The following is a 21,738-nucleotide window of genomic DNA, read 5'->3' as shown; positions in this document are numbered from 1 at the left end:
CGACGGATTGCCCGCCCGATTCGCTCACCGGCCCTGATTTGTAGCGTCGCTGACGTTGTCCCGCGGACCCGTGGCGAAACGCCGTGCGACGCATGACGAGAGGTCACCTCATGCCCACATCCGAAACCCTGCCCCACGCGCGCCACTACATCGACGGGCAGTGGCAGGACTCCGGCTCCCGCGGCGAGTCACGCAGCCCCGCGACCAACGGCCTGCTCGGCACCTTCGCCGACGGCGGTGCGCGGGAGGCGAGGGCCGCCGTGGCCGCGGCCCGAAGGGCCTTCGACTCCACCGCCTGGTCCCGCGACCGCCACCGGCGTGCGGCAGCGCTGCACGAACTGGCCGACCGGCTCGAGCAGCGCAAGGACGAACTGATCACCCTCCTGGCGCGGGAGAACGGGAAAGTACTCGCCGAGGCGGCCCTCGAAGTCGAAGGCACCGTGCCCAAGCTCCGCTACCACGCGGCGCTTTCCCTCACCGACCACGGCAGGGCCGGGGAAGTGCGGCCCGGCATGTACTCGATGACCCTGCGCGAAGCCGCGGGTGTCGCCGCGGTGATCGTGCCGTGGAACTCACCGGTCATCCTCTCGGCGCGATCCTTCGCACCCGCCCTGGCGGCCGGCTGCACCGTGGTCATGAAGATGCCGGCGCAGAGCGGCCTGGTCAACGGAGTGCTGAGTGAGATCGTCGCCGACACTCCGGGCCTGGACCCGGGCGTGTTCAACGTCTTCACCGAGAGCGGCAATACCGGGGCTCCGGAGCTGGTCTCCTCCCCGGACGTCGACGTGATCAGCTACACCGGTTCCACCGCGGTCGGCCGCGTGATCATGGAACAGGCCGCCCCGACGCTGAAAACGCTCTCCATGGAGCTGGGCGGAAAGACGCCGATGCTCGTCTTCGACGACGCCGACCTGGACGCCGTCGTGCCCGTGCTCACCAAGGCCGTCACCATGTTCGCGGGCCAGTTCTGCATGACGGGCAGCCGGATACTGGTCCAGCGCGGCGTGGCCGACGAACTCCGGCGGCGGCTCGTCGCCGCCCTCGAAACGGTCCGGGTCGGGCCCGGCGACGACCCCGCCAGCGAGATGGGCGCCATGATCGACGAAGGAAACGCCCGACGGGTCGAACAGACCGTGGCCGCCGCGGCCGGCTACGCCACCGTCCTCGTGCGGGGCAAGCGGGATCGGGCGCTCCTCGGCCCGTCCCTGATCGAGGTCGCCGACGTGTCCTCGCCGATCGTGCAGCGCGAAGTGTTCGGGCCGGTCGCCACCTTCGAGGTGTTCGACTCCGAGGCCGATGCCGTGGCGCGTGCCAACGCCACCGAGTTCGGCCTGGCCGCGAGCATCTGGACCCGTGATGTCGACCGCCCCCTGCGCGTCGGCCGCGAACTGCAGGCCGGGACCGTCTGGACCAACACCTGGGCCATGGTCCACGACCAGTTCGAGGAGGGCGGCTTCAAGCAGTCGGGAGTGGGCCGCCTGAACGGCATCCGCGGGATCGAGGAATTCCAGGAGACCAAGCACCTCGTGCATGTGGCACCGCAGCTCTGACAGCTCTCGACGGCGGAATGAGAATCGATGACCGAGACGGACGACGTCGGCCCGGCCGACGTCACCCTGCTGACCGCGCGCGTTGTGGAACCCGGCTACGAGCAGGTCTTCCGGGAGTGGTTCGGGCGGGTGACCGACACCGCCTCAGCGTTTCCCGGGCACCTGGGGGACGGGTTGTTCCGGCCCGCCACGGCCGCCGGGCCATGGGTTCTGATCCACCGGTTCCGCGACCAGGAGGCCGCGCGGCACTGGACGACGTCACCTGAGCGGGCCGCACTTTTCGACCACTGCGAGGGCCATCATCAGAGCGAGGTGGCGCGTCGCGAACTCTCCGGAATGGAGACCCTGTTCACCACTGCGCACGACACGCCCACGACGGCGCCGCCTCGGTGGAAGATGGCGCTCGCCGCCTTCGCGGCCGTACTCCCGATCTCCCTGATCGGCAACGGTCTTCTGGGGCCGGCGCTCCGTGCTTGGCCGCTTGTGGCGCGGGTGCTGATGCTCGCGCTGCTGTTCAGTACGTTGATGACGTATCTGATGATGCCGGCTGTGACCCTCGTCCTGCGCCGTTGGCTCTATGCCGCCACCTCGACCGCGCGCGAGGGACCGACGCGATGACGCGGCCCACGGGGCGGACCGCGCCGTCTTGCGGCTCGGCTTTCAGCGGGACAGTTCCATCGTCTGACGCAGCAGTTCCAGGGCCTGGTCCACGCCTCGGTCGGCCAGGTGGACGAATCCGGCTCGTTGGCTGGCCCGCTGTGGGACGGTGAGGTTGGTCTTGCGCAGCCAGCGCTTCAGCGGGTTCGTTCGCGCGTCGATCTCCGCCACAGCCCGCGCTCGCTCTGCTTCAGCCCGGTCGCGACCGCGTTTGATCGAGCGGCGCACACTCGCCAGCGCCCACGCGGCCGGGAACACGACATGGGTGAGCGGCAGAAGCCATCCGGGCCTCGCCGTTTTCACCGGGACGCCTCAGCTTCGCCTCGGCCGCTGCGATCGCTAACTCCGCCGAGGCCTGCCGCTCCGCGGCATCGAACACGAGGAAAAGCCCCATCTCGATGGCAAGCGCGTAGACGACGACGCTCACCGGAACGACGACGAACAGGTCGCCGCGGCTCGCGGTGTCCACGGCCCGGGCGATGACAGCGAGCACCAGCGCCGGCGACAGCAGGACCGACGCGATCAGCATGCTGTACATCGCGACAGAACGACGCGCCTCGCTCGCTTGCCCAGGAGTCCCCTTGTCGACCGCGGCGATGATCCGCGCATGGAAACCGAGCAGCACGGTGGCGTAGATCCCCAGCCCCCACCCGAGCGAGTCCGCCGCCGGGATGGAGGGCGAGGTCGCGCTGGTCGGCAGAGTTCTTCGACACGGTGCTACTGAACTTGAACTCGTGATGTCGGGTTTCCTCGCGGGCTGACGTGCGTCAGATGTGGGCCCTGACTTGCTGGACTGGATGTCCGAGTGCGTGCCCGATGGCAGTCAGTTCATCGTCGCTGAACCAGACACGCTCGGGGTTCCAGATGGCGATCTCGAATCGAGCAAAGCCACAGGGCCAGTCGTAGTCCAGTACGTCCAGCGACGTCGCGGTGCCGCAGCAGGAGACCACCACGGCGAGGGTTGTGAAGCCGTCGTCGCAGTGGGCTTCGAGTAGGTCGGCCCACCACTCGATGTCGATCGACGCCCTGCAGTGGGGACAACCGATCTTCTGCAGGTTCTGACCACAGTCGACAACGGTGAGCGTGTCGTGCCAGGTGACGTCGATCTCGACATCGACGCCGTCAGGGAGGCCGGGGGCAAGGTCCTCCACGATCGACGCAGTACGGTCAGCCGCAGCCTGTTCGGGCTGCCAATACGGGTCGGTCGGAATGACGGAGAGGACATCGTCACTCATGAGCTAACTCGATTCGTCAGGCGGGAACCTCATCCAGGCGACGTGATGCTACTGAACGCGCATTCGGATGGCAGGTCCCAAGCAGGTCACTCGTCGAGGGCCAGGCCGGTGCCAGCAAGACAGCCGTCGAGCAAACGGGACCGATACTGCAGCATCTTGAGCTTGCGTTTCACGGTCCGGGTGACCTGCCCCAGGTCGGCGGCGGCGAGGTTGCCCAGGTCCTGCTTGACCAAAGACCACACGCCTTCCTGCGGGTTCAGGTCTGGGGAGTAGGCAGGGAGTTGGAACACCGTAAGCCAGTCGGTGTTCGCTGCGAAGAACTCGCGCAAGTCTGCGGTCAGGTGAATACGGACGTTGTCCCAGACCAGCACGATCGGACCACCAAGCTGGATCCGTGCGCGGACCAGCAGGTCACGAAAGTCCCGCGAGCCGAAGCCCTTGGGCTGGCCCTTGCGTCCGCGGTATTCGCGCACTGCATAGATCAGCCGCGACCGTTCGCCCGCCTTGTAGCAGGTCATGCCCGCCATGGACACCCGGCCCGAGCCTCGGCCTCGGCCTCGCACCACCGGGGTCCGGCCGATTCGGCCCCAGGTTCTGGCACGCGGCGGCGTCAGCGACTGGCCGGCCTCGTCTTCGAAGACGATCCAGCCGTTGCAGGCCGCCGCGGTGCTCTTACCCGCGGCCAGACCTCCTTCTTCCACAGCTCCACCGCGTCGTCGTCACGCTCGATCGCGCGGCGCGCGGGCTGCTGCCACGACCAGCCGTGACGCTTGAGCAGTCGCCATGTGCCCTCCACCGTGTACGAGATACGGAAGAGCCGACCGATCAGTTTCTTGACTCGCGCCAGGGTCCACCGCTGGTCGGCCCAGCCGTGTGCGAGCGGGCCACGCTCCAACTCCCGTTCCAACCTGGCGACCTGGGCACCGCTGAGCCTCGGCCTACCGGGCGACCCCTTCGAGGCGACACCAGCCGCCCCACCCTCACGCCACTGCCGCCGCCACCGTTCCACCGATCTTTCAGACACCCGCAGAGAGGCAGCGATGCCCTTGTTCCTGTCCCCGGCTTCGAACCGAGCCACCGCATCCAGCCGCACTCGCTCCCGGGCTCCCCTCTCGGCGCCGGTCAAGCCGCCGCCCTGCGCGTACCTCACGGTCACAGCAGTACAGCGCAGAGGGCTCAACGCTCAGCCGAACGACCCGACATCACCCAATCAAGTCCAGTAGTCAGCTCTGTGTGATCAAGTCAGGGTTAGCTCGCGGATCGCCGTCTCCTCGGGTCCTGCGGCAGTGCCTCTCCCGGGTTCAAAGAGTGGAGTTCATTCGGTCGGGGCGGGACAGATGCTGCCGATGACCTGTTTCAGCCGCCCATGTGATCGCCTCGAGTACCCGGTGGCGATCGAGTGCGACCGCGAAATCCGGCGCATCGGCGGTTCCGTCGCGGAGGTCGGCGGCGAACTGGGCGTAGAGGCGGGCGACCCCCGCTGCGGGTGCGTCGAGTTGCAGGTCAGGAGCCGCATAAGCGGGGGGGACCTGTAGCACTTGGACAGGCTCGCTGCCGCGGCGCAGCGTGATGGTGAAATCGGTGAAATGGATGTAGCCCGACGCCGACTCCACACGCACACTGCCCTCGGTGCCCTGGATCTCCCATACCGTCGCCGGGCCGGCGGACTGCCCGGCACTGTAGTGCAGCGAAGTGACGATCCCGCCTTCGAGAACGCCGGCGACGACGATCTCATCCGGCGCGTCCTTCGGCAGCGACGCGCCATCGGAGAGGCGGACGCCGTCACCGCGCTGATTGGCGACGACGGCGGACAGACTCGCGAACGTGCCGAGCACGCGCGCAAGCGGTTCGAGCCCGTGGCCGAGCATGATGCTCAGAAGCGTGGCGCCATGCTTTGCGTGAGCCATGTACTCGACCGGCGGGTCATATCGGCCGACCCACATGTCGTCGGTCAAATGCGCTCGGATGCTCGTGCTGAGCGGCTTGCCAATCACGCCTTGCGCGATGAGGTCGCGAAGGAAGAGGATCGGCGGGTGCAGGCCGCCCTGCAACCCGACAACCGTCCGCAGCCGCCGCTCGCGGGCAAACCCCTCCAGCGCTTCGGCCTCCGACAGGTTTCTTGCGAGCGGCCATTCGCAATAAACCATCTTGCCCGCGGCCAGCGCGTCGGAAACAATCCGCTTGTGCTCCGGCACCTTGACCGCGACCACCACCAGGTCGACCTCCGGTCGCACGACCAGAGCCTCATGTGTGTCGAAGGCGAGATCGGCGCCCAGCCGACGAGCGGTCGCGTTCGCGCTCTCCATACGAGTCGTACTGACGGCGCGGATCTGGAACGCGTCGAGCGCCTGCAGCGCTGGGGCGTGAGCAATTCCGCCCCAACCCCGATCGGCACTAGCCCCGACAAGGCCGACGCCGATCCGGGTATTTGCTGAATTCGTCATGAGGATGCTCCTGCCGTGTGCAGCCCCGGCAACGCTCTCCGGGCTGCGTCACGATGATTCGTTTCCTGACAAATGCGTGGGCACTCGGGCTCACCATGGCGAGCGAGCAATTATTGCCGTTCGCGTAGCGGCCGCGGGGTTTGAGCCCGAGTGACCCAAGCGCAGGTTTTACACGTGAGCCCAGTGGGCCTCGAGTTCGCGCGCGACATCGGCCGGACGCTCTATCATCGGCCAGTGCGAGCTGCGCAGCTTGAAGACGGCACGTGCGCGTGTGGCATTACCGAGCTCGTCGGCGAAGCGGTGAGGAAGAAACGGATCGTCCAGGCCCCAGATCACTAGCGCTGGTGCGGTCACGTTGCTCAAACCTGGCTTCCACTCCGCCCCGACCTCGATCGCCGAACGGTAAAGGGCGAGAATGCTTGCTCTCATAGTGGCATCAAGATGCCGGACCGATTCGTTTGCCGCGTCGCGCGGCATCTGCGCCTCGTTGAGGCTTGCTGCGAACGCCTCGAGGTCGAGGTCCGCCATCCATTGCTCGCCCTCGCCTGGCGTTTGCCAGATCTTGGCAAGATAGTGCCACGGATACTCCGGATCGATGGGTCCGCTGATGCCTGTCCATGTCCGCACCAGATCCGGTCGGATAGACGCGAGACGGCCCGTGAGCAGAGACCCCCAATCATGACCGACCAGGTCGACGGGTTCGCCGATTTCTTCGATCTTCTCAATAAGCCAATCGAGATACTCTTCTTTCGTCGACGTGAATCCCGTTGGTAGGGGTACGCCAAACCCGGGGAGGTCGATCGTCACAATATCTTCGCGTTGAAGATAGGAACGGACGGTGTCCCAAAGCCGGTGGGTATCAGGTACACCGTGGACGAGGACTGCAGGCATTTCGGATTCTCCAATTGATTGTTGTCGTGGTTGAATGGCCGGTCGGCCGAGTCAGGGAAGGAGGATGACTTTTCCGTGGGTGTGGCCCGTGGCGACGAGGCGATGAGCGTCCGCGGCCTCGTCGAGTGGGAAGCTCCGGCCGATGCGTGCGGTCCATGCGCCGGCGGCGATCAGATTCAGGGCTTCCTGGACAGGGCCGCGGTCGCGGTTCCCGCTGCCCCCGGGGCTGAATGCGACGCCGTGTAGTGCGGCATCGCGGTCGGCGAGCGTCACGATCCGGTCGGCGCCGCCGAGAAGATCGACGAGGGCGGGAAGGAGCCCCTTGCCGGCGGTGTCGAGCGCGGCGTCGACCCCGCCCGGAGCGGCGGCACGGATGCGATCGACCAGGCCCGGGCCGTGGGCGACAGGGGTTGCTCCGAGACTCCTGACGAAGTCGGCGTTGTCAGTCCCGGCGACGCCGATCACCGTCACACCGCGCTGTCGCGCGAACTGCACGGCGGCGCCGCCCAGAGCACCGCTCGCGCCGGTGACCACGAGCGTTTCACCCGGGCGCATGTTCAGAAGCCCGAGAGCCCTCGCCGCGTTGTCGGCGCCGATGACAGTAGCCGCGGCCTCCTCGAAGGAAACGCCGTCGGGGATCGTCGCGAAGTTGCTGCTGACCGTGTACTCGGCGTAGGAGCCCTGGGTGGCGGAGTCCGGCCACCCGGCGACGCGGTCGCCGACCACGCCCTCGTCGACGCCCGGGCCGACCGCCTCGACGACGCCGGCGAACTCGAATCCGATGATGGCGGGAGCACGCAGGCGGAACACTCCGGCGCGTGCCTGGATCTCCGCCGGGTTCACCCCCGCGGCGTGAACCCGCACCAGTACCTGACCCGGACCCGGCACCGGTCGCGGAGCCTCCGCAACCCGCAACACGGAGGGTTCGCCGAACGAGGTGATGACGACGGCTTTCATGGTGATCCTTCTCCTTCTCATATCGAGCCGGCGGCACTTCCGCTGCGGCGTGCTTCGGCGTGCTCGCTCACGCAGACCCGGTAAGGGTCATTCGCTCGCACCGTTCAGAACGGTGTCAGGTCAGGAAGACCGGAGGATTCTCGCCTCGCAGGCGGTAGTCGGGTCGGGGCCGTTCGAGGCGGATCGATTCCAGCGCGGTGTACGCGTGGTACTTGGTCTGGGTGGTGGCTCCTGCCAGCCGTTCCCACCAGAGCCGGCCGTCGCTCGTCTCCTTCTCGAGGACGTGGCGGGTGGTGTAGTTCGCCATGGAGCTGATCCAGTTCTCGGTACCGACGAAGATCCTGTTCCAGCCGGTGCCGGTCACGATGTCGGCGAGCGCATCCGAGCGGCTGAACCGCTCGACCGCCGCAGTCGCCCCCTCGAGCACGTCGGTGAAGTACTCCACGCACAGCTTCACCTGCTCGTAGGTGCCGTAATGCATGTGGTGCCCGCCGACGAAGTAGTCGAAGTCGTATTCGAGGATCTGGGACTGAGCTTCGTACCAGCCGGAGATGTTCTGCGAGGCGTCGCAGTGCATGAACGTGACGCTTCCCGGACTGACGATGTCGACGGCCGTGAGCACCTTCTGCTGCGGTGCGTAGATGAAGATGTTGCCGGGGCAGTGGTTCTCTCCCCTGTAGGAGAGCTGCAGGCTCACGCCGCCCACTGCGAGGACGAGTTCGTCGTCGAACGTCCTCGTCGGCAGGGGGCGCTTCGGGTCGGGGAAGCGCTCCAGGAGTTCCTTGGTGATGCGGTGGGCGACGATCTCGGCGTCGGGACCGAACACGGAGGCCGCGCCGATGTGATCGGCGTGCCAGTGGCTGTAGATGACGTGGGTCACCGGTCGGCCGGTGACGTCCTCGATCGCCGCCAGCATGTTCTCGCCCAGCGTCGGGGGTGCGTCGATCGCGACCACGCCCTCCTCGGTCACCACGAATGCGGCGTCGTAGCCGGCACTGGTGACCCAGTAGAAGCCGCCGCGCAGTTCTTCCACGTGGTAGCCGTACTTCTGGAAGTGCTCGCTCTGGAAATACGGGGGGTAATAGCCCTCGGGGTCCAACGGGTCGTCCGCCCCCGCGCGGGGGAATCCATAGTGGTCGATCCCGTAGAAGCTCGGGGTTTCTTCGACGCTGATGGGTATCTGACTGCTCTGGCACATCGACGGGAGCCTCTTCGTGTTCTTGGGAATCTGTCGAACGGGTGGTCTATCCCGGTGACGTGAATCGAAGGACCGCCTTGGTGACGCGGCCCGAGCCCGCATCCTCGAACGCGGTGTTGATATCGGCGAAGTCGTAGAAGGACAGCAGTCGGTCGATGGGGAACCGGCCCGCTCGATAGAGCTGGGCAAGGTCGTTGATCAGGAGCGACGAGACGGCGTCGCCCTGGATGATGCCCTGAAGCGACTGGCCGAGCGTGAGCCGGCCGGCGTCGAGCATGGCGCCCGTTCCTTCGTGGAACGCCACGAAGCCGAATCGGCCCATCGGTGCCAGGGCGCCGACCCCGGCGGCGAGGTTCTCCGCGCGGCCGCTCGTGTCGAGGACGTACTCCAGACCGCGTTCGTCGACGGTCCGGAGCGCGCCGGTCAGATCCTCGACCCCGCCGGGGTCGACGAGGTGCGTCGCTCCGAGATCGCGGGCCAGATCGAGGCGGTCGGCGGCGACATCGACGGCGACGATGGTGGTGGCACCCGCGACATGTGCCGCCATGACCGCCGCCAGGCCCACCGCTCCCACGCCGAAGACCGCGAAGGACGCTCCCGCCGGCACGGCGAGGGCCTTGAGTACGGCCCCCGCGCCTGTCTGCAGCCCGCACCCCAGCGGAGCCATGACGTCGAGGGGCAGATCGCGGGGGACCTTGATCGTGTTCCGTTGGTGCGTCAGGGCGTGGGTGGCGAACGAGGACTGGCCGAAGAAGTGACCGTGCGGCTCAGCACCGTGGGCGACGTGGAGACCGTTCGAGCCGTCCAGGCGGGCACCTGCGAAGTTGGCCGCCCAGACGTTGTCGCAGTAGGCCGCGTGCGAGGACATACACGGCTTGCAGCGGCCGCACGAGTGGTAGGAGAGGACGACGTGGTCACCGGGCTCGACGGTGGTGACAGCGGCACCCACGCGTTCGACGACTCCTCCTCCCTCGTGCCCCAGCACCACCGGCAGCGGCGTCGCCATTCGCTGTGCCCGCACGTGAGCGTCGGTCGCGCATATTCCGGTCGCGACCATGCGAACGAGTACCTCGTCGGACCGCGGATCCTCGATCTCGATGTCGCGGAAATCGAAGGGCCCGTCCTGCGCTTCGAGAACAGCGGCGCGCGCGGAGGTGGTCATACGCCGTGAGCCTGCCGCGAAGCGCCGCGAGGGCCATGGTGACGAGCGACTGACATCATCAACGACTCCCTGATCGGGGGGTGGGCCTCAGGAACCCTTCAGCGGGTCCGAACCTATGTCGGCCGCCCGTGCCCGCGGATCGGTCGCCGTATCCGTCACGGCAGTAAGGCACGGTGCCGCGAGGTGCGGTGGCGTCAGTGCCGGACGCCGGTCCGGGCGGCTTGTTCGACTCGGGCGATGAGACGGCTGTTGTGGGCGGCGTGCTGGAAACCCGGGGTGTGGTGGGTGCCGTTCGTGATGTCGCGGGCCAGGCTGGCGTAGACCTCGCCGACGTTGATGGAAGCGCCCGTCCAGATGTCGGCGGCGGTGGGTCCCGCGCCGGTGGCGACCGGGCGGTCGGGCGCGGTGAAGTCGACGCTCGACGAGAGGGTGAGGTCGCCGACCTGAACGCCCGCGGGGTGGTCGCCCGTCAGCTTCAGCCAGCCCTCCGATCCGCGTACCTCCAGACTGAAGTGGGCGTCGGAGGCGGGCACGCCCGCCAGGATCTGCACCCCGACCGGCGCCCCCGAGGAGGTCTTGGCGATGGCGTCGAGGTGATCCGGGACCTCGCGGACAGATATCGCGCCGGTGTCGACCAACTTCACCTGGGGCCAAAGGAGTTCGGTGCGGGCGTCGATCTCGGTGATGTCGCCGAGAACGGCCTCGACCACATCCAGGACGTGGCCCGCGGCAATGGTGAGGAAACCGGCTCCGGACGCTGCCTTGTCGAAGTACTCGTATGCGCTCACCGACTCCGGGCCGTTGCCAAAGGTCGTCGCGGCGACTCGCGCCGAGAGCAGCCGCCCGAGCCGGCCCTGAGCGATGATCTCCGCCGCGCGGCGTACCGAGGGGTTGAGCCGGCCCTGCAGGCCGATCGCGGTGTGCAGTGAGCCGGCCGCGTCAGCCATCTCTTCCGTCTGCGCGACGGTCGTGCCCAGCGGCGACTCCGCGTACACGGCCTTGTTCGCCGCGAGGGCCGCCAGGACGAGCTCGCGGTGAGCCGGGACCTTCACCGCAACGGTGACGACGTCGATCGAAGGGTCACCGATGAGCGCGTAGGGGTCCGCGAACCAACGCTCGGCGCCGAACGCCTCGGCAGCGCCGCGCGCGCTCTCCTCGTGCCGCGTCGCCACACCGGCCAGGTGGAAGTCGGGCTGTGCCGCCAGCGCGGGTATGTGCGATGCGCCCGCCCAGCTCGCCTTCGTGTCCGCGCCGATGATGCCGACCCGAATGAAAGTGCTTGACATGATGTGGTGTTCCATTTCTTTCGCTGAAGCAAGACGTGGTGTGGTGCGCGGGGCGAATCGGCGCGTTCGCGCTTCTCTCACTGGTCGACGGCGGCCATGTCGGGCTCGGCATGGCGTTCGCCGGACGCCGGTGTGAGGTTGTTCAGACGGGCGATCTGGCCCGGGGTGAGTCGGATGCCGTCGGCGGCGCTGTTCTCCTTGAGGCGGTCGATGCGTTTCGTCCCCGGAATGGGCGCGATGCCGTCCCCTTGCGCGAGCAGCCAGGCCAGAGCGACCTGCGCGGGCGTGGCCCCGACCTCGTCGGCGACCTCGCGTACCTGGTCGACGATGCGCAGGTTGCGCGTGAGGTTGTCGCCGGTGAACCGGGGATTGGAGCGACGCCAGTCGGCGGCGTCCAAGCCGTCCAGGGTGCGGATGTCACCGGTGAGAAAGCCGTGTCCCAGCGGTGCATAGGGAACCAGTCCGATGCCGAGCTCACGCAGCGTAGGCAGCACCTCGGCCTCCGGGTCCCGCGTCCAGAGCGAGTACTCGCTCTGGACAGCGGCCACGGGATGAACCGCATGGGCCCGGCGGACGGTCGCCGCTGCCGCCTCCGACAGTCCGATGTGGAGGACCTTGCCCGCCTCCACCAGCTCGCTCAGCGCCCCCATCGTCTCCTCGATGGGAGTGTTGGGGTCGACCCGGTGCTGGTAGTAGAGGTCGATGCGGTCGGTTCCGAGCCGTCGCAGTGAGCCGTCGACAGCCGTGTGAATGCTGGCGGGGGTGCTGTCCGGGCCCGGCCGGCCGGTGTGGGAGACGAGGCCGAACTTGGTGGCGAGAACGACTTCGTCCCGGCGGCCTTTGATCGCGCGGCCCACCAGTTCCTCGTTGACGTAGGGCCCGTACACCTCGGCGGTGTCCAGATGGGTGACACCGAGGTCGACGGCGCGATGAATGGTGCGGATCGACTCGGCTCCGTCCCGGCCGGCGCCGGTGTAGTACGCCGACATCCCCATGACACCCAGGCCGATGCGCGGGACATCGAGCCTGCCGAGCGACGTGGACTGCATCTGTTGTCCATTCCGTGTGGGGCGGGCCTCAGCACCGCAGAGTGAACTTGATGCGTCAAGTTCTACTCCTTCGAACTTGACGCGTCAATAAGTGGGTCTAGGATGTCCTCATGGCGAGCACGGCAGATGACACGAACGGCCGGCGCCGTCGGCGTCCACGGAACGGGCCGACATCCGAGGCGACGGCTCGCGCCGACGAAGGCTCCGGCTCGGGGGCGTCCACCGGTCCGGTTGCCGAGACGCGATGGCTGAACGGCGACGAGCTGGCGGCGTGGCTGGCCAACTCCGCGATCATGATCAGCCTGCCGGCCGCGCTGGATGCGCGCATGCAGCGCGAGGCTCAGCTGACCTTCTTCGAATACATGGTGCTCTCGGTCCTCTCCGAGCAGCCGGACCGCACCATGCAGATGAGCGCCCTGGCCGCGCGAACGGCGGCATCGCTGTCGAGGCTGTCCCATGTCGCCGGTCGGCTCGAGAAGCGCGGACTGCTCGTACGGAAGCGGATCCCCGGTTCCGGAAGGCGCACCACCGCGACGCTGACCGAGGCCGGTTACGACGTAGTGGTGGCGGCGGCGCCGGGACACGTCGCCGCAGTCCGCGAGTACCTGATCGATGATCTCGGTCCTCAGGAGCTGGCGGCACTGCGCCGCATCGGTGCCGCAGTGGACGCGGCCATCAAGCGCGAGCAACCCGATGCGAGCTCTGCGGCTTCGCCTCCGCCCGAAGCGCCGACGATAACTGGTCCACGGTCTACGACCGGTTCCGCCAGTGGCGCGACGCGGGCGTCTTCCAGGCCCTGATGGAGGCGGTGATCGCTGAGGCCGCACGGCGGGACCAGGTGGACCTTTCCCTGGTCAGCGTCGACTCCACCACAGCGAGAGCGCATCACGACGCGGCCGGCATGAGGGTGGACGCCAAGACGCTGGCAGCGCTGGAGAGAGCACTGACGGAGGAAAGGGGGGCCGCGGCAAGGAACAAAAGGATCAATGTGCCGCAGAACCTGGTGATGCGGCCGAAACCGCCCGCCGGGACGAGCGCCGACGCCTGCACCAACGACGCCGGGCACGGCTGAAAACAGCCGCCCTGGGCCGCTCACACGGCGGGCTGACCAGCAAGGTCCACGTGGCAGCCGACCGCCGCTGCCGCCCACTGGCCTTCACCCTCGCCCCGGGGCAGGCCGCCGACAGTCCCCAGTTCGTCCCGGTCCTGTCCAAGTTCCGGGTCCGCGGTCGGGCCGGCCACCCCCGCACCCGCCCCGGCGCGGTGGCTGGCGACAAGGCATACTCCTCCCTCGCCAACCGCGCCCACCTGCGCGAACGCGGCATCAAAGCCGTCATCCCGGAGAAGAAGGACCAGGCGGCCCACCGGAAGAAGAGGGGACGGCGCGGCGGACGGCCGGTCACCCACGATGCGGACCTGTACAAGGACCGCAACACCGTCGAACGCCTGATCAACAAGCTCAAAGCGTGGCGCGGGATCGCCGCCCGGTACGACAAGACGCCGGACAGCTACCTCGCCGCCCTCCACCTCCGCGGCACCGTCATCTGGCTTCACAGCCTCCAACCGACACCTTGATCGCGACTCCCCACAGGACCCAGTGCTCCGGTCGGAAAGCGCCGCCTGAGCGAGTGCGGCAGGGCACGCGACAGCGGAAGGTCCCTCCCGCAGGGTGGGGAGGTGACCTTCCGCTGTGTCAGGGCGTCGGAAAGCGGTGCCGCGCCGACTCGGCACCCCCTCCGCTCGTCAACCCGGCCCTCACTCAACTCCTCGCGCACGCGCGCACGCAAAGGTTGCACACCGTTGCAGCTTGCTGTGGCGACGTGATCGGTTTGGTCCAAGAGGTGGGCGGAGGGGCGGTGGCGCGTGCACCATTGACCCGGACCGGCTGAACGGACGGGCCAGCGGGGAGTGTTGTGCCGGAAAGTGCGGATGCGGGCGGCAGCGGGCGGGGGCACCGGCAGCGGAGCCGGGCGCGTGGCCCGCGGGCCGCCTGGGGACGGGCGCTGACGGCCGGCGCCGCGGGCGGCCGTACGGGCGGCGCGCGGGCCGCCGGGGCGTACGCGGTCCCCCTGCCGGAACTGCCGCCGGCCGCCCACGTGCCCCGCGAGCTGATCGGCGACTCGTGGCGCCGCGCGGAGGAGCGCGGCCTGGACCGCGAGGTCGGCCGTCCCCGGCGGGTGGGCGTCGCGGAGCTGGAGTGGCGGCGGCGTACGGCGGGCGTCGGCGTCCTGCGCGAGGTGCTGCGCGACGGGCTGATCCCGGCCGAGGAGAGCGTGCCCGAGCACGTCGTCGTGGTCACCGACGCCGACGGCGTGGTGCTGTGGCGGGAGGGCGAGCGCGCGATGCTCAAGGCGGTGAGCCGCATCGGCCTCGCGGAGGGCGCGAGTTGGAGCGAGGACTCCGCGGGCACCAACGGCATCGGCACCGCGCTGGCGACCGGCCGCCCCGTCGGCGTCTACGGCGACGAGCACTTCCTCCGCAACTGCCACCGGTGGAGCTGCGCCGCCGCGCCGCTCACCGACCCGCGCGACGGGCGGCTGCTCGGCGTGGTCAACGTCACGGGACCCGCGCGCACGATGCCGACGATCTCGCTGGCGTTCGTCACCGCGGTCGGCCGGGTCGCGGAGGGCGAGTTGCGCGACCGGCACTGGACGGCGATGGGGCGGCTGCGAGCCGTCGCGGCGCCGGTGCTCGCCGGCATCGGCGGCCGGGCGCTGGCCGTCGACGAGCACGGCTGGGCGGCGGCGGCCACCGGGATGGCGCCGCCGGAGCGGGTGGCGCTGCCGAAGTCGCCGGCGGCGGGCGAGTGCGTGCTGCCGGGGCTCGGGCGGTGTGCGCTGGAACCGCTGCCGGGTGGCGGATGGCTGGTACGGGTGGAGCCGGAGGGGTCCGCGGCCGCGCCGACGCGGGTGGTGCTGGACCTGACCCGGCCGGCGTCGCCGAGCCTGATGGTGCTGGGCGGCGCGGGACGGTGGTCGCAGCAGGTGAGCCCGCGGCACGCGGAGTTGCTGTATCTGCTGGCGGTGCACCGCGACGGGTTCAGCTCCACGGCGCTGGCCGACGCGCTCTTCGGCGACCCAGGGCGCACCGTGACCGTACGGGCGGAGCTCTCCCGGCTGCGCCGGAAGCTGGGCGGGCTGCTGGCGCACCGGCCGTATCGTTTCTCCGACGAACTCGACGTCCAGCTCCTGCTCCCCAGTCGCCCCGACGACCTGCTCCCCCGGTCCACGGCCCCCGCGGTGCTGGCCGCGCGCGGCTGAGTTCGCCCGCGCGGGCTATGATCGCCCGCCCACGCGTCTGCAGGGGAGGAAGCGATGCCCGTCGGGCCCGCGACCAGTGACACCGTCTACGAACCCGTCCCCCTCTGGGCGAAGATCCCGCACGGGATCTGGCTCAGGGAAGCGACCTCGGTGGCCGTCGACTCGGCCGACCGCGTCTACGTCTTCAACCGCGGCAACATGCCGGTGCTCGTCTTCGACCCGGATGGCAACGTTGTCGACATGTGGGGCAACGACACCCCGTACCTCGGCACCGAGCTGTACGAGGACCCGTACGGCAACGTCCAGCCGCGCTGGCGCGGCTGCCGCTTCACCCGGCCGCACGCGGTCACCGTCGACCACGAGGACCACCTCTGGCTCGTCGACGACGTCGGCAACACGATCACCAAGACCGACCGCACCGGCACCACCCTGCTGACCCTCGGCACCGGCGAGCCCAGCGGCTTCCAGAGCGGCGAGCCCTTCAACCGCCCCACGGACGTGGCGATATGCCCGCGCACCGGCGACATCTTCGTCACCGACGGCTACGGCAACTCCCGCGTCCACCACTACGACGCCACCGGCCGCCACCTCGCCTCCTGGGGCACCCCGGGCACCGACCCGGGCAGCTTCAGCCTCCCGCACGCGCTGACGCTCGCGGACGCCGCCGACGGCGACGGCACCGTGGTCGTCTGCGACCGCGAGAACCACCGCGTCCAGGTCTTCTCCCGCACCGGCGACTTCCGCACCACCTGGCACGCCCACAAGGCGGTCGCGGTCTGCGCCACGGGAACGGGCCCCGGCACCCGCCTCTACGTGGCGGAACAGGGCCCGCCCCCGATCCAGCACGGCGTCCCCGGCATCGGCCACAAGATCCGCGTCTTCGACACCGCGGGCCACGAGATCACCCGCTTCGGCGCGGACCTCCCCGGGGAGTCCCCGGCGAGCTTCAACTGGCTGCACAGCATCGCGGTCGACTCGGCGGGCGACGTCTACGCGGCGGAGGTCTCGTACGTCGAGGTCGGCAGCAAACTGACCCCGCCCCGCGAGCTGATCAGCCTCCGCAAGTGGCGCCGGGCGTCGGGCTGACCGGGCGCACCGGCTCCTAGCGCGCGGCCTTGAGCTTCTCCGCGACCCGGTCGCGGAGAAGCTCGTACTCCTCGCGCAGGCGGACTATCTGCGGCGGGCGGGCGACGACCATGCCCTCCGTGACCGTCTCCTCCGGGCCGAACTGCTCGCGGGTGAGGTCTATCTCCACGCCCAGGCCCAGGCGGTTCCACCAGTGGTAGTCCGTGCGCTGCCCGTCCACCAGCACCTCGCCGCGCAGCAGCTCGCCCCCCAGCAGGTCGTTCACGACCATCGCGGTCACCCCGCACTGGTCACGGGCGGGATTCCGGGGCGTCCAGTACTCCCGGAACTCGGGGGTGCACGTGTCCGGGCCCCAACTGCTGCGCACGGCACGCTCGATGTCGGTGAGAAGCAACGGCGTCATACCGGCATCCTCACACCCGCCACCGACAACGCCGCCCCGAAGAGGCACGGCGTACCTCCGGGGCCGGTCGCGACGCCCGCCTTGCGGCCCCGTACCGGCGGGCGGTTCTTCGGCCTTACGCGGAGAGCGGCAGGGGCTCCGTCGTGCACGCCTCGTCGTAGCGTCGTGCCAGCAGCAGCGCCAGTTCCGGCGCCGCCCCCAGCACCGGCGCGAGCACGTCCGCCCGCGCCTCGGTGGCGCCCCGCACGATGCGGTCCGGCAGGAAGCCCGGGGCGATGACGTACGGCGCCACCGCCACCCGCTCGGCGCCGTCCGCGCGCAGCGCGCGGACGGCGTCGGCCGTACGGGGTGGTGCCGCGGAGGCGAACGCGGGCCGCACGGCGCACCATCCGGCGGTACGCCGCCACTCCCGCGCGGTCTCGGCGACGCTCGCGATCGCCTCCGGGTCGGAGGAGCCCGCCGCGGCCAGCACGACGCCCGTGCGGGCCCGCTCCGCGGGCAGGTGCAGCCCCGCCGCCGCCATCCGGCGGTCCAGCGCCGCCGTCAGCAGCGCGTCCGGGCCGAGCACGCCGCCCTGCACGACGCGCAGCCGCGGCAGCGCGGCCCGTACCTCGTCCAGGACGGCGGGGATGTCGGACTTGGCGTGGAAGGCGCGGGCCAGCAGCAGCGGCAGCGCCACGACGTCCCGTACGCCCTGGTCGTACAGCCGCCGCAGCGCCCGCGGCACCCGCGGGGCGCAGTGGTCCAGGTAGCAGGTCTCCACCCGCGCGTGCGGCCGCGCCGCCGCCACCCGCGCCGCGAGCGCGGCGACGGTGGCGGCGTGCCGCGGGTCGCGGCTGCCGTGGGCGACGATCAGCAGTACGGGATGCATGGCTCGCAACGCTAGGACGGTCCGGTTGGGGCTCGGTTGGGTCGCGGCGGAATCAGACGTTGATGCCGCACTCGGTCTTGGCGAAGCCCGCCCAGCGGCCGGCGCGGGCGTCCTCGCCGGGGGCGACGCGGCGGGTGCAGGGCGCGCAGCCGATGGAGGGGTAGCCGTCGGCCAGCAGCGGGTTGGTCAGCACGCCGTGCTCGGCGACGTACGCCTGCACGTCCTCCTCGGTCCAGCGGGCGATCGGCGAGACCTTCACCTTGCGCCGCTTGGCGTCCCAGCCGACGACCGGGGTGTTCGCGCGCGTCGGCGACTCGTCGCGGCGCAGGCCCGTGGCCCAGGCGTCGTACGCGGCCAGGCCGTCCTCCAGCGGCCGCATCTTGCGCAGCGCGCAGCACAGGTCGGGGTTGCGCTCGTACAGCCGCGGGCCGTACTCGGCGTCCTGCTCCGCGACCGTCAGCCGGGGCGTGAGCGAGACGACGTTCACGTCCATGACGGCGGCGACCGCGTCGCGGGTGCCGATGGTCTCGGGGAAGTGGTAGCCGGTGTCGAGGAAGAGGACGTCCACGCCCGGCATCGCACGGGACGCCAGATGGGCGACGACCATGTCCTGCATGGACGAGGTGACACAGAAGCGCTTGCCGAACGTGTCCGCGGCCCAGCGCAGGATCTCCAGCGCCGGGGCGTCCTCCAGTTCGCGGCCGGCCTGCTCGGCAAGCGCCGCGGTATCGGCGGTATCGGTGTCCGCGTCTTCGATGACCGTCATCGGTTGTGGTTCCCTCCATCGCTGTCGGGACGCAGGCCGTCGGCCAGCAGCCCGAGGAACGAGAGCTTGAAAGCGCGATTGCAGGACCTGCACTCCCACGTGCCGTGGCCCTCTTCCGACGGGCGCAGGTCCTCGTCGCCGCAGTACGGGCAGTAGAACGGCGCCGCCCGCCCGCTCACTTGAGGTCCTCCTCGCCGGCCCGCGCGGCCCACTGGGCGAACCGCTCGCCCTCCTCGCGCCCGGCGGTGTAGCGGGTGAGCACGCGCTCGACGTACTCGGGGAGCTGCGCGGCGGTGACCTTCAGGCCGCGTACCTTGCGGCCGAAGCCCGGGTCCATGCCGAGGCTGCCGCCGAGGTGGACCTGGTAGCCCTCGACCTGCCGGCCGTCCTCGTCGGTGACGAGCTGCCCCTTGAGACCGATGTCCGCCACCTGGATACGGGCGCAGGAGTTGGGGCAGCCGTTGAGGTTGATGGTGATCGGCTCGTCGAAATCGGGCAGCCGCCGCTCCAGCTCGTCGACGAGCGAGGCGCCGCGGGCCTTGGTCTCGACGATCGCCAGCTTGCAGAACTCGATGCCGGTGCAGGCCATCGTGCCGCGCCGGAACGGCGACGGTTCGACCTGGAGGTCCAGCGCCGCCAGCGCCTCGCGCAGCGGCTCGACCTGGTCCTCCTCGACGTCGAGGATGAGCATCTTCTGTTCCACGGTGGTACGCAGCCGGTCGGAGCCGTGTTCCGCCGCCAGCTCGGCGATCTTCGTCAGGGTGCCGCCGTCGACGCGGCCGACCCGGGCGGCGAAGCCCAGGTAGTAGCGGCCGTCGTGCTGCCGGTGCACCCCGATGTGGTCGCGCCAGCGCTCGGCGGGCGCCGCGGGCGGCGGGCCGTCGGGGAGCGTGCGCAGCAGGTACTCGTCCTGGAGCACCTGGCGGAACCTCGCAGCGCCCCAGTCCGCGAGCAGGTACTTCAGCCGGGCCCGGTTGCGCAGGCGACGGTAGCCGTAGTCGCGGAAGATGGCGACGACGCCCTCGAAGACGTCCGGTACGTCCTCCAGCGACGCCCAGGCGCCGATCCGTACCCCCAGCTTGGGGTTGGTCGACAGGCCGCCGCCGACCCAGACGTCGAAGCCGGGGCCCAGCTCCGGGTGTTCGACGCCGACGAAGGCGACGTCGTTGATCTCGTGCACGATGTCGAGCTGCCGCGAGCCGGAGATCGCGCCCTTGAACTTCCGGGGCAGGTTCGAGTACGCGGGATTGCCCACCACGCGCCGCTGGATCTCCTCCAGCGCCGGGGTGCCGTCGATGATCTCGTCCGCCGCGATGCCGGCGACCGGGGAGCCGAGGACGACGCGCGGGACGTCGCCGCACGCCTCGGTGGTGGAGAGCCCCACGGACTCCAGCCGGCGCCAGATCTCGGGGACGTCCTCGATCCGGATCCAGTGGAGCTGGATGTTCTGCCGGTCGGTGAGGTCCGCGGTGCCGCGGGCGAACTCCTGCGAGATCTCGCCGATCGTCCGCAACTGGGTGACCGTCAGCCGGCCGCCGTCGACGCGGACGCGGAGCATGAAGTGCTCGTCGTCCAGCTCGTGAGGCTCCAGGACCGCCGTCTTGCCGCCGTCGATACCGGGCTTGCGCTGGGTGTACAGCCCCCACCACCGCATCCGGCCGCGCAGGTCCGCGGGGTCGATGGAGTCGAAGCCGCGCTTGGAGTAGATCGTCTCAATGCGTGTCCGCACATTGAGACCGTCGTCGTCCTTCTTGATCTGCTCGTTGCCGTTGAGAGGCGTGAAGTGGCCGGCGGCCCACTGGCCTTCGCCGCGGTGGCGGCCCGCCTTGCGGCGACCGGCCGCCGTGGGGCGCGAGGAGGAGTTAGCCATGACAGGGGTGTCCTTAAGGCAAGCGGAGGAGCCGGCCCTGGGCGCGTACGACCCTGATGACCTGCGCAAACGGTTCTCCGGCAGGGCGGCTGTACAGGGGCGCGCGCGGGCGTCCGCGACGGTGGGGACGGCTGGGCGGCGGCGGGAGGTCGGCGGTGCTGTGACTTTCAGCCCGCCGGACAGATGGCGCTGGACATACGGCCGAGATCGACGTGACGCCGACTCACCAGGGCGACTCCAGCTCGATCCATGGAGAGAGCGTGGCATGGGGTGCCGCCGATCGTCCACAGTAATCCGCTATGTGGACAGTCCGGTCTTGCTATTTGGACACCAGGGTGTGAGCGCCTATTCCTGCGGTCCGCCGGCCGCTCCGCCCTCGGTGCGCACGTCGAAGACCCGGAAGCCCCGGCGCCGGTAGTTGTCCAGGGCGTACGGGCCGTCATCGCTGCAGGTGTGCACCCACACCCGGCGCGTGGGCGGCCGCCCGGGCCACCGCTCCGCCAGGTCCCAGGCGCGGGCCGTGCCGACGGAGAGCAGGTGCCCGCCGACGCGCCGGCCGCGGAACGCGGGCAGCAGGCCGAAGTACGTGATCTCGACCACCCCGTCGGACTGCCCCTCCAACTCCAGGTAGCCGGCGGGCGTCCCGCGCTCGTACGCCACCCACGTCTCGGTCCCCGGCTGCTCGACGAAGGCGCGCCAGCGCTCCTCGTCCCACACCAGCCGGTCCGTCCACGACACGTCGGCGCCGACGGCCCCGTAGAGATAACGGTTGAAACCCGGGGAAGGGATAGCGGCGCGTACGACGGTCAGCTCGCCGGCCGCGACGGTCGCCGGCGCGGCCGCGGGGGTGAGATCGTCCGCGGCGGTCTGCTCCAGTGACCAGGTGGTGAGGGCGCTGCTCTCCATGGAGGAATCAGACCACGGCGCACGGTGCCTTGCGGAGCCGGGTGCGGTGCAGGAATCTGCCTCACGACCCCTTGCCCGCGGGTGGGCGCCGCCCGTAGCTTATGGCAAGCGCTTTCTGTGGCCTTGGCCACTGTCGTAGCACCGCAC

Annotated in this window: 23 protein-coding genes and 1 pseudogene; 6 read left to right on the top strand and 18 right to left on the bottom strand. The window is 69.8% G+C overall.

Annotation, left to right across the window (positions count from 1 at the left end; genetic code table 11):
* Positions 1-110: 110 nt before the first annotated feature.
* Positions 111-1,550, top strand: a complete 1,440-nt coding sequence (locus tag DMB38_RS29890; RefSeq protein WP_125937754.1) for an aldehyde dehydrogenase family protein — start codon at positions 111-113, stop codon at positions 1,548-1,550.
* A 27-nt stretch (positions 1,551-1,577) separates the two neighbouring features.
* Positions 1,578-2,168, top strand: coding sequence for an antibiotic biosynthesis monooxygenase (locus DMB38_RS29885; protein WP_125937753.1), 591 nt, complete (start codon positions 1,578-1,580; stop codon positions 2,166-2,168).
* Between the two features lie 42 nt (positions 2,169-2,210).
* On the opposite strand, the gene DMB38_RS36275 is transcribed toward DMB38_RS29885, so the two are convergent.
* The 12 genes from DMB38_RS36275 to DMB38_RS29830 form a co-directional block, all read right to left on the bottom strand.
* Complete coding sequence (locus DMB38_RS36275) at positions 2,211-2,378, bottom strand: hypothetical protein (protein WP_164716140.1); 168 nt, start codon at positions 2,376-2,378, stop codon at positions 2,211-2,213.
* 19 nt (positions 2,379-2,397) lie between these two features.
* Complete coding sequence (locus tag DMB38_RS29880) at positions 2,398-2,832, bottom strand: hypothetical protein (protein WP_125937752.1); 435 nt, start codon at positions 2,830-2,832, stop codon at positions 2,398-2,400.
* 142 nt (positions 2,833-2,974) lie between these two features.
* Positions 2,975-3,442 (bottom strand): hypothetical protein, encoded by a 468-nt coding sequence (locus DMB38_RS29875; protein WP_125937751.1) that lies wholly within the window; start codon positions 3,440-3,442, stop codon positions 2,975-2,977.
* Positions 3,443-3,528: 86 nt separating this feature from the next.
* Positions 3,529-4,056, bottom strand: coding sequence for a transposase (locus DMB38_RS29870; RefSeq protein WP_240662773.1), 528 nt, complete (start codon positions 4,054-4,056; stop codon positions 3,529-3,531).
* Positions 4,053-4,592, bottom strand: coding sequence for a winged helix-turn-helix domain-containing protein (locus DMB38_RS29865; protein ID WP_125937750.1), 540 nt, complete (start codon positions 4,590-4,592; stop codon positions 4,053-4,055). The genes DMB38_RS29870 and DMB38_RS29865 overlap by 4 nt, the downstream gene beginning before the upstream one ends.
* A gap of 151 nt (positions 4,593-4,743) precedes the next feature.
* Positions 4,744-5,886, bottom strand: coding sequence for a Gfo/Idh/MocA family oxidoreductase (locus tag DMB38_RS29860; protein WP_125937749.1), 1,143 nt, complete (start codon positions 5,884-5,886; stop codon positions 4,744-4,746).
* Between the two features lie 168 nt (positions 5,887-6,054).
* Complete coding sequence (locus DMB38_RS29855; protein WP_125937748.1) at positions 6,055-6,777, bottom strand: alpha/beta hydrolase; 723 nt, start codon at positions 6,775-6,777, stop codon at positions 6,055-6,057.
* A gap of 51 nt (positions 6,778-6,828) precedes the next feature.
* Positions 6,829-7,734, bottom strand: a complete 906-nt coding sequence (locus DMB38_RS29850) for an NADP-dependent oxidoreductase (protein WP_125937747.1) — start codon at positions 7,732-7,734, stop codon at positions 6,829-6,831.
* 115 nt (positions 7,735-7,849) lie between these two features.
* Positions 7,850-8,932, bottom strand: a complete 1,083-nt coding sequence (locus DMB38_RS29845; RefSeq protein ID WP_125937746.1) for an MBL fold metallo-hydrolase — start codon at positions 8,930-8,932, stop codon at positions 7,850-7,852.
* A gap of 46 nt (positions 8,933-8,978) precedes the next feature.
* Entirely contained in the window at positions 8,979-10,094 is a 1,116-nt protein-coding gene (locus tag DMB38_RS29840; protein ID WP_125937745.1) for an NAD(P)-dependent alcohol dehydrogenase, read from the bottom strand.
* A 194-nt stretch (positions 10,095-10,288) separates the two neighbouring features.
* A complete protein-coding gene (locus DMB38_RS29835) occupies positions 10,289-11,380 on the bottom strand; it encodes a Gfo/Idh/MocA family oxidoreductase (protein WP_125937744.1) in 1,092 nt (363 codons plus the stop codon).
* A gap of 77 nt (positions 11,381-11,457) precedes the next feature.
* Positions 11,458-12,429 (bottom strand): aldo/keto reductase, encoded by a 972-nt coding sequence (locus DMB38_RS29830; RefSeq protein ID WP_125937743.1) that lies wholly within the window; start codon positions 12,427-12,429, stop codon positions 11,458-11,460.
* Between the two features lie 110 nt (positions 12,430-12,539).
* Between DMB38_RS29830 and DMB38_RS29825 the strand changes: the two genes are divergently transcribed.
* The 4 genes and pseudogenes from DMB38_RS29825 to DMB38_RS29810 all read left to right on the top strand — a co-directional run bounded on the left by DMB38_RS29825 (position 12,540) and on the right by DMB38_RS29810 (position 16,775).
* Complete coding sequence (locus DMB38_RS29825) at positions 12,540-13,229, top strand: MarR family winged helix-turn-helix transcriptional regulator (protein ID WP_125937742.1); 690 nt, start codon at positions 12,540-12,542, stop codon at positions 13,227-13,229.
* A pseudogene (locus DMB38_RS29820) lies at positions 13,169-14,004 on the top strand (IS5 family transposase); the annotation flags it as partial. The gene DMB38_RS29825 and the pseudogene DMB38_RS29820, both read left to right, overlap by 61 nt.
* A gap of 338 nt (positions 14,005-14,342) precedes the next feature.
* A complete protein-coding gene (locus tag DMB38_RS29815) occupies positions 14,343-15,689 on the top strand; it encodes a helix-turn-helix domain-containing protein (protein ID WP_240662541.1) in 1,347 nt (448 codons plus the stop codon).
* A gap of 54 nt (positions 15,690-15,743) precedes the next feature.
* On the top strand, positions 15,744-16,775 hold the full coding sequence (locus DMB38_RS29810) for a peptidylglycine alpha-amidating monooxygenase (protein ID WP_125937741.1): 1,032 nt from the start codon (positions 15,744-15,746) through the stop codon (positions 16,773-16,775).
* Positions 16,776-16,791: 16 nt separating this feature from the next.
* Here the strand turns inward: DMB38_RS29810 and DMB38_RS29805 are convergent, their stop codons facing one another.
* The 6 genes from DMB38_RS29805 to DMB38_RS29780 form a co-directional block, all read right to left on the bottom strand.
* Positions 16,792-17,178 (bottom strand): hypothetical protein, encoded by a 387-nt coding sequence (locus DMB38_RS29805; protein WP_125937740.1) that lies wholly within the window; start codon positions 17,176-17,178, stop codon positions 16,792-16,794.
* Positions 17,179-17,293: 115 nt separating this feature from the next.
* Positions 17,294-18,049 (bottom strand): sirohydrochlorin chelatase, encoded by a 756-nt coding sequence (locus DMB38_RS29800; RefSeq protein WP_125937739.1) that lies wholly within the window; start codon positions 18,047-18,049, stop codon positions 17,294-17,296.
* A gap of 52 nt (positions 18,050-18,101) precedes the next feature.
* Positions 18,102-18,815, bottom strand: a complete 714-nt coding sequence (locus tag DMB38_RS29795; protein ID WP_125937738.1) for a phosphoadenylyl-sulfate reductase — start codon at positions 18,813-18,815, stop codon at positions 18,102-18,104.
* On the bottom strand, positions 18,812-18,994 hold the full coding sequence (locus DMB38_RS37255) for a hypothetical protein (RefSeq protein WP_125937737.1): 183 nt from the start codon (positions 18,992-18,994) through the stop codon (positions 18,812-18,814). Before DMB38_RS37255 ends, DMB38_RS29795 begins: the two co-directional genes overlap by 4 nt.
* Positions 18,991-20,685, bottom strand: coding sequence for a nitrite/sulfite reductase (locus DMB38_RS29785; protein WP_125937736.1), 1,695 nt, complete (start codon positions 20,683-20,685; stop codon positions 18,991-18,993). Before DMB38_RS29785 ends, DMB38_RS37255 begins: the two co-directional genes overlap by 4 nt.
* A gap of 345 nt (positions 20,686-21,030) precedes the next feature.
* The gene (locus DMB38_RS29780; protein ID WP_125937735.1) at positions 21,031-21,591 is read right to left on the bottom strand and encodes a GNAT family N-acetyltransferase; all 561 of its coding nucleotides are present in this window, start codon (positions 21,589-21,591) and stop codon (positions 21,031-21,033) included.
* Positions 21,592-21,738: the final 147 nt, after the last annotated feature.

Source organism: Streptomyces sp. WAC 06738 (genome assembly GCF_003945505.1).
GTDB lineage: Bacteria > Actinomycetota > Actinomycetes > Streptomycetales > Streptomycetaceae > Streptomyces.
Note: the sequence above shows the minus strand (reverse complement) of the source record. Positions and strands in the feature narration are given on the sequence as shown.